The sequence below is a fragment of the Shinella granuli genome (assembly GCF_004341885.1).
GTDB lineage: Bacteria > Pseudomonadota > Alphaproteobacteria > Rhizobiales > Rhizobiaceae > Shinella > Shinella granuli.
This window is the reverse complement of record NZ_SLVX01000008.1, coordinates 54,881-70,095: the sequence shown is the minus strand read 5'-3', so window position 1 is coordinate 70,095 and position 15,215 is coordinate 54,881. Positions and strand designations below refer to the sequence as shown.

At 66.9% G+C, this 15,215-nt stretch carries 13 protein-coding genes; 4 read left to right on the top strand and 9 right to left on the bottom strand.

Going from position 1 to position 15,215, the window contains the following annotated elements; genetic code table 11:
- Window positions 1-112: 112 nt before the first annotated feature.
- The 5 genes from EV665_RS14780 to EV665_RS14760 all read right to left on the bottom strand — a co-directional run bounded on the left by EV665_RS14780 (window position 113) and on the right by EV665_RS14760 (window position 6,460).
- Window positions 113-913, bottom strand: a complete 801-nt coding sequence (locus EV665_RS14780) for an inositol monophosphatase family protein (RefSeq protein ID WP_133034648.1) — start codon at window positions 911-913, stop codon at window positions 113-115.
- Window positions 914-932: 19 nt separating this feature from the next.
- A complete protein-coding gene (locus EV665_RS14775) occupies window positions 933-1,994 on the bottom strand; it encodes an ABC transporter ATP-binding protein (RefSeq protein ID WP_064333538.1) in 1,062 nt (353 codons plus the stop codon).
- A complete protein-coding gene (locus EV665_RS14770; RefSeq protein ID WP_133034647.1) occupies window positions 1,991-4,216 on the bottom strand; it encodes an ABC transporter permease in 2,226 nt (741 codons plus the stop codon). The genes EV665_RS14775 and EV665_RS14770 overlap by 4 nt, the downstream gene beginning before the upstream one ends.
- Before the next feature lie 72 nt (window positions 4,217-4,288).
- On the bottom strand, window positions 4,289-5,317 hold the full coding sequence (locus tag EV665_RS14765) for an ABC transporter substrate-binding protein (protein WP_133034646.1): 1,029 nt from the start codon (window positions 5,315-5,317) through the stop codon (window positions 4,289-4,291).
- Window positions 5,318-5,437: 120 nt separating this feature from the next.
- Entirely contained in the window at window positions 5,438-6,460 is a 1,023-nt protein-coding gene (locus EV665_RS14760; RefSeq protein WP_064333541.1) for an ABC transporter substrate-binding protein, read from the bottom strand.
- Window positions 6,461-6,694: 234 nt separating this feature from the next.
- Here EV665_RS14760 and EV665_RS14755 point away from each other — a divergent pair, with 234 nt between their 5' ends.
- Window positions 6,695-7,435, top strand: a complete 741-nt coding sequence (locus tag EV665_RS14755) for a response regulator (RefSeq protein WP_133034644.1) — start codon at window positions 6,695-6,697, stop codon at window positions 7,433-7,435.
- Window positions 7,432-9,552: an ATP-binding protein gene (locus EV665_RS14750; protein WP_133034643.1), complete on the top strand. Its 2,121-nt coding sequence runs from the start codon at window positions 7,432-7,434 to the stop codon at window positions 9,550-9,552. Before EV665_RS14755 ends, EV665_RS14750 begins: the two co-directional genes overlap by 4 nt.
- Window positions 9,553-9,852: 300 nt before the next feature.
- Here the strand turns inward: EV665_RS14750 and EV665_RS14745 are convergent, their stop codons facing one another.
- From EV665_RS14745 to EV665_RS14730, 4 genes are all read right to left on the bottom strand, one after another.
- Entirely contained in the window at window positions 9,853-10,884 is a 1,032-nt protein-coding gene (locus tag EV665_RS14745; RefSeq protein WP_133034642.1) for an acyltransferase family protein, read from the bottom strand.
- A complete protein-coding gene (locus EV665_RS14740; protein WP_210234637.1) occupies window positions 10,881-12,155 on the bottom strand; it encodes an O-antigen ligase family protein in 1,275 nt (424 codons plus the stop codon). The genes EV665_RS14745 and EV665_RS14740 overlap by 4 nt, the downstream gene beginning before the upstream one ends.
- A 7-nt stretch (window positions 12,156-12,162) precedes the next feature.
- Entirely contained in the window at window positions 12,163-13,386 is a 1,224-nt protein-coding gene (locus EV665_RS14735; RefSeq protein ID WP_380685739.1) for a polysaccharide biosynthesis/export family protein, read from the bottom strand.
- Window positions 13,387-13,487: 101 nt separating this feature from the next.
- Entirely contained in the window at window positions 13,488-14,165 is a 678-nt protein-coding gene (locus tag EV665_RS14730; protein WP_064333547.1) for a sugar transferase, read from the bottom strand.
- A gap of 236 nt (window positions 14,166-14,401) precedes the next feature.
- Between EV665_RS14730 and EV665_RS14725 the strand changes: the two genes are divergently transcribed.
- Together EV665_RS14725 and EV665_RS33100 are read left to right on the top strand one after the other, a co-directional pair.
- Window positions 14,402-14,629 carry a hypothetical protein gene (locus EV665_RS14725; RefSeq protein ID WP_133034640.1) on the top strand — a complete coding sequence of 76 codons (228 nt, stop codon included), beginning with the start codon at window positions 14,402-14,404 and terminating at the stop codon, window positions 14,627-14,629.
- Window positions 14,630-14,846: 217 nt separating this feature from the next.
- Window positions 14,847-15,182 (top strand): exopolysaccharide production repressor protein, encoded by a 336-nt coding sequence (locus tag EV665_RS33100; RefSeq protein ID WP_281048240.1) that lies wholly within the window; start codon window positions 14,847-14,849, stop codon window positions 15,180-15,182.
- The last annotated feature ends 33 nt before the right edge of the window (window positions 15,183-15,215 follow it).

The window sequence follows — 15,215 nt, the reverse complement described above, 5'->3', positions numbered from 1 at the left end:
CGGGAATGTTTCCTCCCATCCCGGCCGGTCAGTGGGTGCAGTCAATCATTGAGGGTCGGCACTTGTCAACACAATATTGCACAGCCGTGCATAGACGCGCAAAACCGGCCTGCTAGGCAAGCCCGGCCAGCCTTTCGAGGTCGGCGCGGGCGCCCGGGCCGGCGGCGACGACCGGTGCCCCCCTGGTCAGCCGTTCGCCCTCCACCGGGAAGGGGTGATGCCAGCCGCCGGCCTCCTTCACGAGGCAATAGCCGGCAAGGCAATCCCAGGCGTGCATGTAGGGCTCGTAATAGCCGACGAGCCGGCCGGCCGCGACATAGGCGAGCATCAGCGCGCCGGAGCCGTTGCGGATGAAGGTGCCGCCGGCCTGCAGCAGCCGGATGATGATGTCGGCCATGACTTCCGGCGCCACATGGCTGTTGGCGCCGATGCCGGTCATGGCGTTGCGCACGTTGCGGGTGGGGTCGAGCGTCAGGACCCTGCCGTTGAGCTTGGCGCCCCTGCCGGCGGCGGCGGCATAGAGCTCGTTGTGGCAGGGTGCGCCGATGACGCCGATGACCGGCTCGTTCCCGTGCAGCACGGCGATCGAGACGCACCAGTTCGGCATGCCGCTGACGAAGGGCGCGGTGCCGTCGATGGGATCGACGACCCAGGTATAGCCGGAGCTGCCCGCGGTATGGCCGAACTCCTCGCCGAGGAAGCCGTCCCCGGCGAACGTCGCCTCGACCCGCTCGCGGATCAGCTTCTCCACGGTGCGGTCGGCGATGGAGACGACGTCCTGCGGGTCGCGCTTGGTCTCGATCACCAGGCTGTCGCGGCGGTTGAAATAATCGAGCGCCATGGCCCCCGCCTCCTGGGCGATGGCCTTGGCGAGGACGAAGCGCCTGTCGAGGTCCGTCTCTTGCGACGTCATGCTGTTCTTCCTTGGTGTATCAGTTGCTGATGAGGGCGATGCCGCGGTTCTTGAAGCCGAGCGTGGCGTCGGAGGCGGCGGGCAGGATGCGGTCGACGGCATGGTCGACGATGAAGAGCGTACCGACATCGGTCTCCACCTCGTATTCGACATGGTCGCCGAGATAGGCCGAATGCAGGATGCGGCCGGCAAGCCCCTCCCCGCGGCCTTCGGCGAGCGTCACCGCGCCGGGGCGCACGGCAAGGCTGGCGGCGCCGGGCCTCGCCCGGCCGGCGGGTACGCGGTGCTTCAGGCTGCCGATGCGGATATCGGCCTCGGTGCCGTCAATGCCGACGACCTCGCAGGCGATGACATTCGCCTCGCCCATGAAATCGGCGATGAAGGAGGAGGCCGGGAACTCGTAAAGCTCGCGCGGGGCGCCCGACTGGGCGATCTCGCCGTCCTTCATGACGATGATCCGGTCGGAGACGGCGAGCGCCTCGTCCTGGTCGTGGGTGACATAGACGGCGGTGAAGCCGAGGCGCTGCTGGAGCTCGCGGATCTCGGTGCGCACCCGGCGGCGCAGGCGCGCATCGAGGTTGGAGAGCGGTTCGTCGAGCAGCAGCACCTGCGGCTCCAGCACCAGCGCACGGGCGACGGCGACGCGCTGCTGCTGGCCGCCGGAAAGCTCGGCCGGCAGGCGCCCGCCCATACCGGCAAGACCGACGAGCGCCAGCCCCTCCTCCGCCCGCTCCCGCGCCTCCTTGCGCGAGAGGCCGGAGGATTCGAGGCCGTAGGCGACATTGTCGAGCGAGCTCATGTGCGGGAAGAGCGCGTAGGACTGGAAGACCATCGAAACGTCGCGCTCGTTGGCCGGCAGCATGGTGACGTCCTTGCCGCCGATGAGGATGCGCCCGGCCGTCGGGTGTTCCAGCCCGGCGAGCATGCGCAGCGTCGTCGTCTTGCCGCAGCCGGAGGGACCGAGCAGGGTGACGAGCGTGCCGGGCTCGATGGTGAGCGAAAGGTCGGGGATGGCGGTGAAGGCGCCGAAGGCCTTCTTCACGTTCTCGAACGTGACGGAGCCGGCTTTCTGGTTGATCATGCGGTTTTCTCCTGACGAGAGGGGGCAAGGCCGGCGACGCGGTTTTCACGGCGCAGGCGCCGTTCGCCCACGAGAAGCTGGAAGCCGGTGATGACGGTGATCATCACGACGATCAGCATGGAGGAATAGGCGATCGCCACGCCGTATTCGCCGTTTTCGACGAGGCCGACGATATAGGAGGTCGCCATGTTGTATTCGGCGCTGACGAGGAAGATGACGGCGCTGATCGAGGTGATGGCGCGCACGAAGGAATAGACGAGCGCGGCGGTGATGGCGGGCCGCAGGAGCGGCAGGATGACCTTGCGGATGGTGCGGAAGCTGCCGGCGCGCAGCGTCAGCGAGGCCTCGTCCAGGCTCTTGTCGAGCTGGCTCATCGCCGCAATCCCGCCGCGCACGCCGACCGGCATGTTGCGGAAGACGAAGCAGGCGATCAGGATCAGCGCCGAGCCGGTCATTTCCAGCGGCGGCAGGTTGAAGGCCATGATGTAGCTGACGCCGATGACCGTGCCGGGAATGGCGAAGCTCATCATCAGCGCGAACTCGAACACGTTCTTGCCGGTAAACTTCTGGCGCACGATGATATAGGCCGTCAAAAGGCCGACGATGGCCGTCAGCGGCGCGGAGATCAGCGCGATCTCCATCGTCGTCCAGAACGAGTTCCAGGCGACGCCCGTCCAGGCGATGCCCCAAGCAGTGCCATTGTCGAAGCTGATGGAGAAGGCCTTGGCGTAGTGGTCGAGCGTCAGCGAATTGTCGAGGCCCCAGGTCTTCACGAAGCCGCCGACGAGGATCATGCCGTAGACGACCAGGGTGAAGAGGCCCCAGGGGATGACGATGGCATGCACGCCGATCGACAGGCCGCGCGGCAGCGCGATATGCGCCCCGCTGTCGCCCTTGCCCGTAACGGTGGCGAAGTTCTTGCCGGACAGCCATAAACGCTGGGCGAGGAAGGCCGAGAGCGTGAAGGCGAGCAGAACCATGGCGAGCACGGCGGCGCGCGAGGGATCGTTCTGCGAACCGACGACGGCGAAGAAGATCTCCGTCGAGAGCACGCCGTGGCTGCCGCCGAGCACCAGCGGGTTGCCGAAATCGGCCATGCTCTCGATGAAGCCGATGAGGAAGGCATTGGCGAGGCCCGGCTTCATCAGCGGCAGCGAGACGCGCCGGAAGGTGCGCCAGCGGTCGGCGCGCAGCGTCGTGGAGGCCTCCTCCATCGACGGGCTGACGCCCTCGACGACGCCGATCAGGACGAGGAAGGCGATCGGCGTGAAGGAAAGGACCTGCGCGATCCAGATGCCGGTGAGGCCGTAGAGCCAGCGGCCCGGCTCGATGCCGAAAAGCTCGGAAAGCCCCTGCGTGATGACGCCCGCGCGGCCGAAGAGCAGCGTCAGCGCCAGGCCGATGACGAAGGGCGGCGTGATGATCGGCAGGATGGTGAGGAGGCGCAGGCCCTTCTTGTAGGGAAAGCGCGTGCGGGTGGCGACCAGCGCGAAGGCGAGCCCGAGCAGCGTCGAGCCGAGACCGGTCATGATGGCGAGCCACAGGGTGCGCCAGGCAACGCCGCAGCGCCCCGCACCGATGACGCAGTTCAGGCTCCAGATGCTCGGATCCTGAAGGTTGCGGATGAAATTGTCCGGGTTGAACGAGCCGTCGAAATCCTGCACCGCGCCGGTGAACATGCTGCCGATCGGATAGAAGACGAAGACGGCGACGAGGAAGACGAGCAGCGAGATGGCGCTGATGACGAAGGCATCGCCCTTCATGACGCCGCGCTCGGCAAGGCCGAAGGAAAAGAGCAGCACGAAGACGACGGCCGAGAGCACGGCGCCGGCGCCCATTGCGGGCTGGCCGTCCGGGAGCATGCCGAACAGGCTTTCGCTGATCGTCCACGTCCAGCCGGAAAAGCCGATGGCAAGACCCTGCAGCGACAGGAAGAGGACGCCGAGCGCGCCCACCCACGCCAGTGCGGCGCCGCGGCGCATCGGGTCCGTCATGCCGCGCGCCGCGCCGGCGAGGAGAAGCAGCAGAACGACGCCGGCAAGCCACAGGCGGCCATGCGCGGCGATCTGCACGAGGCCGGGCGCGGCCTCGGTGGAAAGGGGGAAACCGGCCAGCCAACCGAACCCGTAGAAGCCGCCGTCGATCCGGTACCAGGGCAGAAGGGTCAAAGCGACCACGCCCAGGATCAGGACCACGTCCAGCCTGCGATTGCCATGTCTCATGGCCGACCTCGCTATGGTGTGTCGTTTCGGGAAGACGGCGCCCGGAGGAGACGGGCGCCGTCCATCAGGCCGTCAGTTGGCGGCCGCGCCGACTTCGCGGTCCCAGCGCTCCAGCAGCGCCTTGCGCTTGGCCGGTTCGCCATAGGTCGCGAAATCGTAGTCGATCAGCTTGATGTCCTCGAAGCGCGGCGCTTCCTTCGGGATTTTCGCGTTCTTGTTCGACGGCAACTGGAAGGACTTGGCATCCTTCATGCGCGACTGGACCTCCGCGGTCAGCGCCCAGTCGTACCAGATCTTGGCATTGTCGAGGTTGCGCGCGCCCTTGATGATCGACATGGAGCCGATCTCGTAGCCGGTGCCCTCGCAGGGCGTGATCGACTTGACCGGGAAGCCTTCGGCCGTCTGCGCCACCGCGTCATGCACGAAGACGATGCCGACCGCCGTCTCGCCGCGCGCCGCCGCCTTGACGGGCGCCGAGCCGGACTTGGTGTATTGCGAGATGTTGTCGTTGAGCTTCTTCAGGTAGTCGAAGGCCGGGTCCTCGCCCATGATCTGCACGAGGGAGGCGAGCGCCGTATAGGCGGTGCCGGAGGAATTCGGGTTGGCGATCTGGATCTCGCCCTTCAGTTCCGGCGCCAGGAGATCGGCCCAGCAGACCGGCTCCTTGAAGCCCTTCGACTTGAAGATCTCGGTGTTGTAGCCCCAGCCGAGCGCGCCGGCATAGACGCCGACCGTCTTGTAGCCCGCGCTTTCGGCCTGGCTCTTCGCCCAGTCGTTCAGTTCGTCGAGCTTCGGCGACTTGTATTCCAGCGTCAGGTTCTCCGAAGCGGCCTGCAGATGCGGGTCGCCCGTGCCGGCCCACCAGATGTCGGTCTTCGGGTTGCGGGCCTCGGCGCGCACCTTGGCATAGGTCTCGCCCGAGGACAGGCGCACCATGTTCACCTTGATGTCGCCGTGCGCCTTCTCGAAATCGCCCTTCATCTGCTCGCAGATGACGACGTCGGCCGAGCAGATGAGGTTGAGTTCGCCGGCCGCCGCAGCCGGCAGGGCGGCAAGCGCCGTTCCGGCAAAAAGCATGAGGGAAAGGGTTCTGGTCTTCATGGGGCATCCTCCTGTTGCCTTGGTTTGAATGCTGGCGCGGACGGGCATGGCGGGGCCTTCGGGCTGCCCGCCGGCGGCTCGTTCGCGCATTGTCGAATAGGGTTTGCTTCCGGGCCTCGATCAGTTCGTCGCGGAGAGCACCGCGTCGAACCGCTCGAGCAGCCGACTTCGTTCTTCCGGCGAGCCGAAGGTGGCGAAGTCGTAATCCACCATCTTGATCAGCGAGATGTCGGGCGCGGCGAGCGGCAGGCTTGCCATGGCGTTCGAGGGCACCTGGTTCTGGCCGGCCGCCGCGCCCGTCGCCTGGCCCTCCGGGCTCAGCGCGAAATCGACGAAGCGCTTCGCCTCCTCGACATGGCGCGCGCCCTTGACGATGCTGACGGCGCCGATCTCGTAGCCCGTGCCCTCGCAGGGCGCGACGATGACGAGCGGGGAGCCCGCCTCCTTCTGCGTGACGGCATCGTGCATGAAGGAAATGCCGATCAGCACCTCGCCGCGCGCCGCGGCCTTGACCGGCGCGGAGCCCGATGACGTGTAGCGCTCGATGTTGCGGTTGAGCGCGGCGAGATAGCGGAAGGCCTCCTCCTCGCCGAAGAGCTGCACGAGCGTCGCGAGTGTCGTGAACGCGGTGCCGGAGGAGTTCGGATTGCCACTCTGGATGCGGCCGCGATAGGCGATGTCCGTCAGGTCCTTCCAGCAGGTCGGCGCCGGCAGCTTTGCCGCCCGCAGCAGGTCGGCATTGTAGGCGAAGCCCAGCGCCCCGGCATAGATGCCGGCCGAGCGTCCGCCGGACATGGCGAAGAAGTTCTGCGCCCAGGGCAGCATGTCGCGCTCATGCGCCGGCTGGTAGGGTTCGAGCAGGTTTTCCGAGCCGGCCTGCAGATGCGTGTCGCCCGTGCCGCCCCACCAGACGTCGACGGTGGGCGCTGCCTTTTCCGCGCGGATCTGGTTGAGGATGTCGCCGGTGCTCATGCGCGTCATCGCGATCTCAAGGCCCGTCTTCGCCTCGTAGGCCTTCTGCATGGCGGCGCACCACACCTCGTCCACACCGCACAGGACGGTGAGCGAAGGGGCCGTCATGCCGGCCGTGGCGGTCGCCAGCCACAGGGCCGCGCCCGCGCCGAAAGCGCTGATGCCTCTCACGATGTTCCTCCCATTTGGAACGCGCCGCCTGCAACGGCGGACATTCCAATCTCCGCGTTCAGGATGGCACATCCGCCGCGCACCGCAATCGAAGAATGGTTACCGTTCTTACAGCGCCGGCCTGCCCGCCCTCTCAAAGATGACAAAGGTTACAAATGTGACAAAGCCGCATAATGCGAGCCGCTTTGAACAATCATCCCGGCCTCACTATGATGGGCGCGGGAGGAAGGACATGTGCTGAACGAGAGGATACGGATTCTGATCGTCGAGGACGATCCGGACATGGCGGAGCTCATCTCCGACCTGGTGGAGGCGGAGGGTTGGGTACCGGTGACCGCGCCGTCGGCGGAGGCGGCGGCGGGCGTGCTGGCGCGCGAAAGCGTGCATCTCGTGCTCGTCGACCATAACCTGCCCGGCATTTCCGGCAGGGTGTTCGCCCAGCGCCTGCGCGCGCAGACCAATATCGGCATCGTCATGGTGACGGCGGCGGGCAGCGCCGCGGACCGGGTGCTGGGGCTGGAGACGGCGGCGGACGACTATGTCGTCAAGCCCTTCGAGCCGATCGAGCTGACGGCGCGCATCAAGGCCGTGCTGCGCCGCACGATCCCCTCGCTGAAGCCCGAGCGGGACAGCGAGCGCGAGCACGAACCGGCGTCCCTGAAGCTCGGCGACTGGTCGGTGGACCTTGCGAACCGCCGCGCCGTCTGCCGCACCGATCCCGGAAAGTCGCTGACCGGCGCCGAATTCGCCCTGCTCGAGATCCTCGCCGAGACGCCGACCATCCCGGTCAGCCGCGCGCATATCCTCGACCGGCTCGGCGCCGAGAGCGACCGCTACATCGACCGCAATGTCGACGTGCTGGTGCTGCGCCTGCGCCGCAAGATCGAGCGCAACCCGGATCTGCCGCGCCATATCAAGACGCGGCGCGGCAAGGGCTACGTGCTCGACACCGACGACGGCGAGCCTTCGCCGTGATCAGCCGCCCCTTCCTCTCCTCGATCGCCTTCCGCCTCCCGTTTGCGATCGTCTTCATCTGCGTGCTCGTCTTCAGCCTGTCGACCATCGCCATCTACGGCCTGCAGCGGGCGCGCGAGGAGATGGCGAGCTACGGCCTGCAGGCCTTTTCGAGCCTCGCCAAGGCCTCGCTCGTCTCGCGCCAGGTCTCCGACCTCGTCTCCAGCGCGCCCTTCCTGATGAACGCCACCTCGCCCTACCGGGTCTCCAGCGAAAGCCGCTCGGTGGTCGCGCAGGTCGACGCGCTGCTGCGCACCATGGCGCCGGAGAGCGGGGCGGCAGCCGTGAAGGGCTTTGCCAGCGCCCGCATCGTCGAGCTCCTGGAGACGATCCGCACGCAGACCATGGCCCTTGCCGGCGATGCGGACAGTGCCCAGCAGCACAAGGCCGAGGCCGCCGCCGCGCTCGGCGAGATCGCCACCGGCAGCGGCATCGCCGACACCGATTTCCGCCGGCGGCTGAATGCGATCGTGCAGTCGGCCTCCAATTCCGACAGCCTGTTCCAGCTCGGGGAACTGCGCCGCCGCTATGTTGCCGAAACCGCGCCGCGCATCGAGCGCGCCGCGCCGGACGTGCGGATTTCCGCCGCCGAGTTCGCGCCCTATGAACGCGTCTTCGAGGCGCAGACGCGCTACCTCCTCGAAATGTTCGCCATCCGCGCCGCCGTCTCACGGCTGCATTCCGTCTCGCGCGATCTCTCGCATGCCACGGAGACCCAGAGCGAGGCCGTCGCCCGCAGCCTCAACGACGATCTCGTCTCGACCTCCGATGCGCTGAGCCGCCTGCTCGTCATCGTCGCCTTCGCCGCGCTGCTCGTGCTCGTCATGGCGATCTTCTCCATCCGCTCCGTCATGCGCGTCTCACGCGGCATCGTCGCGCTGTCGAACGGCATGAACGCGCTGGCGGAAGGGCGCAAGGACGTCGACGCCCCGCGCTACGACGGCACGGAGACCGAGTTGGTGCGGCTGCTGGAGGCCTTCCGCGCCTTCCGGGAGAGCGTCGAGCGCGTCTCGCGGCTGCGGCGCACCGCCGAGGCCGCCGCGCGCACCATCCGCTCGACCTTCCGCACCATGAACGAGGGCATCGCGCTCTTCGATCCGCGCGGCAGGCCGATCACCATGAACCGCCGCGTCATCGAGCTCGTCGGCTGGTCGGGTTCGGCGCGCAAACTGCCGGTGCGCAAATTCGTCGCCCCGATCCCCGAGATCGACCCGGCGCTGCTGCCGGCCGAAAGCGAGGCGGGCGCGCTCGAAGATCGCTCCGTGCTGCGCCATCGCTCCGCGGCAGGGCGGGTGACGGAGGTCTCGCTGTCGCGCCAGCCGGACGGCGGCATCGTGCTGCTCGCGCGCGACGTCACCGATATCGACCGGCAGGAGGCGGAGGCGGCCAAGATCCAGCGCCTCGACGGCATCATGCGCATGACGCACCAGGTGAGCCACGAAGTCGGCAACATGATCGGCATCATCACCGGCAGCCTCGGTCTCCTGGAGCGCGAGACCGGCTTCAACGACCGGCAGAAGCGGCATCTCGCCCGCATCCGCAAGGCCGCCGACCGGGGCCGCTCGCTCGCCGGCAGCATGCTCTCCATCGGCAGCCAGCAGCCGATCCATCCGGGCGCGGTGGAAATCGGCGCGCTGCTGCGCGGCATGGCGGACGTGCTGGAAATCGCCGTCGGCGAGAAGTGCCGGCTCGTCTTCGACATTGCCGAAGGCCTGCCGACGGTGCTGCTCGATGCGGCGCTGTTCGAGCAATCCATCCTCAACCTCTGCCTCAACGCCGCCGCCGCCATGCCGTCGGGCGGCACGATCCTCATCCGCTGCCTCGGCGGCGGGGCGGGTGTCGTGGTTTCGGTGGCGGACGAGGGCATCGGCATGTCGCCGGAAGCCGCCGACAAGGCCTTCGAGCCCTATTTCACCACGCGCGACGAGGAAGGCGGCGCCGGCCTCGGCCTTGCCGTGGTCTATGGCTTCGTGCGCCAGAGCGGCGGCGACGCCCGCATCCTCTCGGCACCGGGACGGGGCACGGTGGTGGAACTCACCTTTCCGCCGCTCGGGCCGGAGGGCAATCGCCCGGCGTGAAGTCCCCTCCCAACAAGGGGGAGGGGCTAACCCGCGACACTCTCTGCGCCAGAAATGCGGGCGCCCAACCTTCTCCCCCTGAGGGCCAGGCAGTCGCATGTGGAATTCAGCATTGCCTCCTTCCCTTCTCCCCCGCGGGGAGAAGGTGGCCCGAAGGGTCGAATAGAGCCTTTGCGCCTTCGCCATCCCCCTCATTCGCCTGCCGGCACCTTCTCCCCGCGGGGGAGAAGGGGAGAACGGCAACGGTTTCCATCCAAGCGGGAGATGCCGTCAGGCAGAACGGGCTCATGGACGGATGCGTTATCCCTCGGTGGCGACTGCCTTGCGGGCGGCCTCCATGCGGCGCTTTCCGGAAAACCCGCGCAGCAGCGGGCGCTCGATGAGCCGGTAGCCGGCAAGGCCGGCCAGGAGGCCGGCGAGCACAGAGGCGAGGAAGACGAGCGCCGGCGCCAGCCCGAGCATCGTTCCCGCCTTCGCCACGACCGAGATGGCGAAGGTGTGCCAGAGATAGATCGAATAGGAGGCATCGCCGAGGAGCGCGGGAAGCCGCAGGTGCGGCACGCCGCCTTCCCGCTCCAGCGCCGCGGTGCCGTAGACGAGCATGGCCGCGAGCGGGCCGCAGGTCCATTCGTCGAAGGGCAGCCGGAGGATGCCGATCGTCGCGAAACCGGCGAGCGACAGGCCGATGAGGGCAAGACCCGGCACCCTCCCGCGCACCCGCCCGGCGAGCCACAGCCGGCCGATCAGCATGCCCGCGACGAATTCCAGGATGATCGGCCGGGTATAGGTGACGAAGAGCGGGTTTTCGCTCGTCACCGCTAGGCCGAGCGCCACGAGGGCGAGGAAGATGGCGGCGACGGCGGCAAGCCTCATGCGCGCGGGCAGGAGCAGGCAGGCGGCGAAGACGGCGTAGAAGAAGAGTTCGTAATTGAGCGTCCAGCCCTGGACGAGAACCGGCCAGACCTCCCCGCTGCTCGGCGAGGGCAAGGGCACGAAGAACAGCGAGGCGAGGAGGTGGCGTGCCGTCAGCACGAGATTGGGGAAGAGGCCGAGCAGCGCGCCCGCCACCATGGCGCCGGTCGCCAGCCAGTAGATGGGCACGATGCGGCGCAGGCGCTCGGTGAGGAAGCGGCCGGGCGGGACCGGGCGCCGCGCGACGATCACCCACATGATGAAGCCGCTGATGACGAAGAAGACGTCGACCCCCGCCGCGCCGATCGCCAGCGCATGGCCGCTGCGCTCGCCGGCATGGAAGAAGACGACCGCGAGCGCGGCGAGCGCCCGCAGGTACTGGATGCCGTAGAGCGTCGCTGGCCGGGTCTCTTCCGTCATGGGCGGATGCCTTCGACGCGCGGCGGCAGCCGGACGCGGTAGACCGGCTGCCCTCTTCGGGCGCGGCGGGCATCGGCAAGCTTGCCGGCGGCGAAATAGAGCAGGAAGGAGCCGACGTGATAGGGATTGAGGATGTCGATCTCGACGAAGGTTCGCACCGCCAGGAGCGCCGCAACGGTGAAGAGGACCAGCGCCTCCAGGTCGTGCGCCGCCGACAGGAGCCGGTGGAGATGGCCGGCGAGCGCGGCGAGCAGCACCATCGACAGCAAGAGGCAGCCGATCAGCCCGGTCTCCACCGTCGCGGCGATGAAGGTGTTGTGGAAATGGAAGCCCGAGCGGGTGCCGATGAAGAAGGCGGCCCATAGCCGCTCGGCCTCGGCAAAACCCTGCACCCAGAAGGCCTGGTAGCCGATGCCGACGAAGGGCGCGGCCGCGGCCGTCTCGATGCCCTGCTGCCAGAGATAGGTGCGCCCCGTCAGCGTCGCATCCTTGCCGAAGGCGCCGAGCACAAGCACATAGCCGCCGCCATAGGCACCGGCGAGGAGCACGAGGACGGCGAAGACGGCGAGCACGAGGAACAGCATCTTGCGGTGCGCCGGCGCCAGCCATTCCAGCGCCTTCAGCCCGAGGCAGAGACCCGCGACGGCAGCGGTGGTGAGCACCGAGGTTGCCGATTGCGAGGCTTTCAGGCAGTAGAGCGCGACGGCCACGCAGACGAGGGCGACGAGCTTCCACGCCCCGCGCTCGGCCCCGAGGACGAGCGCGGCAAAGGCGAAGAGCACGGCGAGCGAGGCGTAGAAGCCGAGCTGGTTCTTGGAGGCGAAGGCGCCGACGAAGCTGTAGGTGCCGTCGAGCGGATCAAGGTGATAGACGCCGAAGACGAGCGAGTAACACAATACGAGCGCCGTGCCGGCAAGGCCGCCGCGCACCAGCGTGCGCGTGTCGACGACGCGCATGGCGATCAGCGCGCAGACGACATGGGAGAGATATTGCACGCTCGCGCGGGCCGTGACGCCTGGCGCCTGCGACCAGAAGACGGAGAGGCACGCGAAGACGGCGAAGGCGAAGATCCAGCCGTAGCGCGCATAATTGCCGAGCACCCGCCGGTAATCGACGATGACCAGCGGCAGCCACAGCGCATAATAGGCGAGGATCGACACTTGGCCGAAGCGGAAGGAATAGGCGAAGACGAAGAAGGACAGCGCGACGGCCGTCGCGGCATAGACCGTGTTGGCCCCGGGGTCGATCAGGCTTGCCTTGGCGATCCGCATGGCCGCCTCACTGCGTCTTCAGGCTCAGCCCCACCTTGACGATATCGCCTGGCAGGACCGGCGTCGTTTCGGTGGCGGCGATCTCTTCGGCCTTGCCCTTCACCGTGCGCAGGATCGAATAGGCGATGTTGGCGGACGAGAGCCCGTCCTTGAAGGCGGCCGCATCGGCCGATTGCATCAGCGCCTCCGACATCAGGCTGCGGCTCGTGCCGAGCTTCAGGGCCAGCGTGTCGAGCTCCTGTTCGGTGTTCTGCAATTCCTGGGCAAGCTGCGCGTCCCAGTCGTTCGTGAGGGTGGTCTCGTCCTGCGTGGCCTTGTTGATGTCCTGCTTGGCCTTCAGCGAGGCGGTGTCGATGTCGAGCAGGGCGGCCTGCAGGTCGGCGGTGCGCTGTTCCAGCGCCAGCCGCCGGGAGCTGATCGCCAGGCCCTTTTCGGCGAGCGTGTCGACCTTGTCGAGATCGGCCTGGACGAGTTCGAGCTGCCGCGTCTGGGTCTGCGATTTCTTGGCGAGGGCGTCGATCTCGGTGCCGAGCAGGGATTTCAGATCGGCGAGCGCCGTCAATTGCAGGCGCAGGCGCTTCTCCCGCGAGACCATCAGCGCCTTCTCGCTCTCCATCAGCGCGCGCGCCTCCTCGGTATCGCCGAGCTCCTTCGGCATGGCGATGCCCTTGGCGTTGTTCATCTCCGCGTGGATGCGGGCGCGGCGGACCAGCAGGCGGTTGCGCTCGGCAAGGAAGACGGCCGCCTCGCCTTCGGAGCGCAGGAAATCCCGCGTGAAGCGCTGGCCGGCATCGGCGCGGCGCAGGCCGCCGCCGAAGCTGACGGCTTTGAGCACCGTCAGGCCCGGCGCATAGGGATAGGCGCCGGGCGTCTGCACCTCGCCGGCAAGATAGACCGGCCGGTATTCGGCGATCTCCACCGAGGCGGACGGGCGGTCGCGCAGGCCGAAGAGGACCTGCATCTTCTGGCCGATCTCCTCGGCGAGCTCGCCGGTCGTGCGGCCGTCCGCCGGCAGCGGGCCGAGGAAGGGCACGGAAACCGCCCCGTCCGCCCCGACGCTGTAGTCGCCGCTGACGGCGCTCCAGTCGCGGATCGCGCCCTCGGCGGTCTGCCATTCCGCCACGCGGATGCGCAGCTTGTCCATCACCCCGAGCCGGTATTCGCCGACCTCGGCACCTGCCGGACCGGCAATGACAAGAAAGGCAAGGCAGAGCGCCGTGCGCGCCTTCATGGGAAAAGCGGCCGCGGCGAAAGCCGCGTTCGATGTCGTCTTCATGGAAACCCCTGTCTTCCGGGCGTCCCGCAGCCGGGGCCGCGGGCGCTTCTTCCGGATCAATAGCTGCCGCGCGAAAGGCAGACGGCCGGGATGGTGCGGGCGACGATCATGAGATCGCTCACCAGCGACCAGTTGCAGACATAGTGCGTGTCGAAGGCGACGCGCGCCGCATAGGACACGTCGTTGCGCCCGCTGACCTGCCAGAGGCCGGTGAGGCCGGGGCGGGTCTGGAGATAGTAGATGGCGGAGGCCTCGTAGAGTTCCAGCTCGTCCTCCACCACCGGGCGCGGCCCGACGAGGCTCATCTCTCCGCGCAGGATGTTGAAGAGCTGCGGCAGCTCGTCGAGGCTGAGCTTGCGCAGCACGGTGCCGACGACGGTCACCCGCGGATCGAACTGCAGCTTGCGCGCGGTGCGCCATTCCTCATAGGCGGCCGGGTTGTCCTTCAGATACTGCTGCAGGATGGCATCGCCATTTTCCGCCATGGTGCGGAATTTCAGGCAGCGGAAGGTCGTGCCGTTATAACCGATGCGGCGATGGCCGTAGAAGACGCTGCCGCCGTCGGAGAATTTCACCAGTGCCATGATCATCAGGAAGATGGGGCTGATGAGGATGATGGCGGCAAGCGCCACCAGGATGTCGAAGCTTCGTTTCGATATTCCCCCCACCGGCGGTGCACCGGTTGCAAACGAACTGAAATACGGCGAACTGGCCGATCGTGTCGCGGACTTCATAGAGATGGCTCCACTTGGATTTGCGATAGGGTCGGTCCCCTCGGACGCGCTCTGCCATCCAATGCGGACTGTGTGGTCACAGTTTGTTTTTTGAAATGTGAAGCGGCGGGAAAGGGTGGAGCACTGTAATTTAAGCAATTGTTTATGTACTAAATTGAAGTCTTTGTTCGCCTGCTCTGTCCAATCTGGAAGCATTTCCCCATGGAAACGCGCCTTCCGATTCTGCGTGATCACGCATGGAAACTGCGATCTCACTTCTTTTGAAAAAACGTGCGCTGCGGAATTACGAAGCCGTCATCGGCTTTCTCTGGGGAGAAGATACGAAAACACCGGAATATACATGGAGAAGGCGCATAATTTTGCATCGCAATATTGTTTTTGCAGTGCACAGTTTCCGCGGAAAAACCGCAGAGGCCGTAATAAAATTTGATCTGGAGACGCGGCGGGCGCAACCTCTCGGATAGGCTGGCCGCGCGACAACCCGCATTCGGCGCGAACCGCGTCCCAAACTTGGCAAAAACAAGGCAGCGAATCGGTTGCGGGAGCATTTTAACGGAAGCGCAAGGTCGCCGGGCTAGGGTGGAACCGGTGCGACGGCCCACGGGTTTTACCCTTGATTGCACCTGTTGACGCGGCACACTATAGTGCCGGGTAGCCTGTGAGGAGAAGGCGAATCCAATCATGACACGCGTGCCGGACAAAAAGTGGCGGGACAGCATGGCCTATGCGCCGCGCTTCTTCCTGAGCATGGCAATCGCGCTCGTCGCCTTTGCCGTGGTGACCTATCTTTCCACCGGTTCGCTCGCCACCACCGCCCTCCAGACCTTCCTCTGCGCCGTGCTCATCCAGGTCGGCTATTTCCTCACGACGCTCTTCCTCGTCTGGCGCGAGGCCCGGCAACGTCGCCGGGGCATCGATGCCGGCGCGCGCGGCACGCCGGATATCGACACGAGCCGGGATGCGGCGAAGAGCAAGGTTCCCGTTTCGATGAACGAGCCCGGTCACTCCAAGCCCTGATCGCGCCGCCTCGGGCGGCGGGCCGTTTTTGTG

What these genes read in the sequence shown, in the direction of transcription:
- EV665_RS14730 (WP_064333547.1), bottom strand. Translation starts at nt 14,165, where the DNA reads ATGAAGTCCGCGACACGATCGGCCAGTTCGCCGTATTTCAGTTCGTTT.
- EV665_RS14745 (WP_133034642.1), bottom strand. Translation starts at nt 10,884, where the DNA reads ATGACGGAAGAGACCCGGCCAGCGACGCTCTACGGCATCCAGTACCTG.
- EV665_RS14735 (WP_380685739.1), bottom strand. Translation starts at nt 13,386, where the DNA reads ATGAAGGCGCGCACGGCGCTCTGCCTTGCCTTTCTTGTCATTGCCGGT.
- EV665_RS14780 (WP_133034648.1), bottom strand. Translation starts at nt 913, where the DNA reads ATGACGTCGCAAGAGACGGACCTCGACAGGCGCTTCGTCCTCGCCAAG.
- EV665_RS14765 (WP_133034646.1), bottom strand. Translation starts at nt 5,317, where the DNA reads ATGAAGACCAGAACCCTTTCCCTCATGCTTTTTGCCGGAACGGCGCTT.
- EV665_RS14770 (WP_133034647.1), bottom strand. Translation starts at nt 4,216, where the DNA reads ATGAGACATGGCAATCGCAGGCTGGACGTGGTCCTGATCCTGGGCGTG.
- EV665_RS14775 (WP_064333538.1), bottom strand. Translation starts at nt 1,994, where the DNA reads ATGATCAACCAGAAAGCCGGCTCCGTCACGTTCGAGAACGTGAAGAAG.
- EV665_RS14725 (WP_133034640.1), top strand. Translation starts at nt 14,402, where the DNA reads ATGGAAACTGCGATCTCACTTCTTTTGAAAAAACGTGCGCTGCGGAAT.
- EV665_RS33100 (WP_281048240.1), top strand. Translation starts at nt 14,847, where the DNA reads ATGACACGCGTGCCGGACAAAAAGTGGCGGGACAGCATGGCCTATGCG.
- EV665_RS14740 (WP_210234637.1), bottom strand. Translation starts at nt 12,155, where the DNA reads ATGCGGATCGCCAAGGCAAGCCTGATCGACCCCGGGGCCAACACGGTC.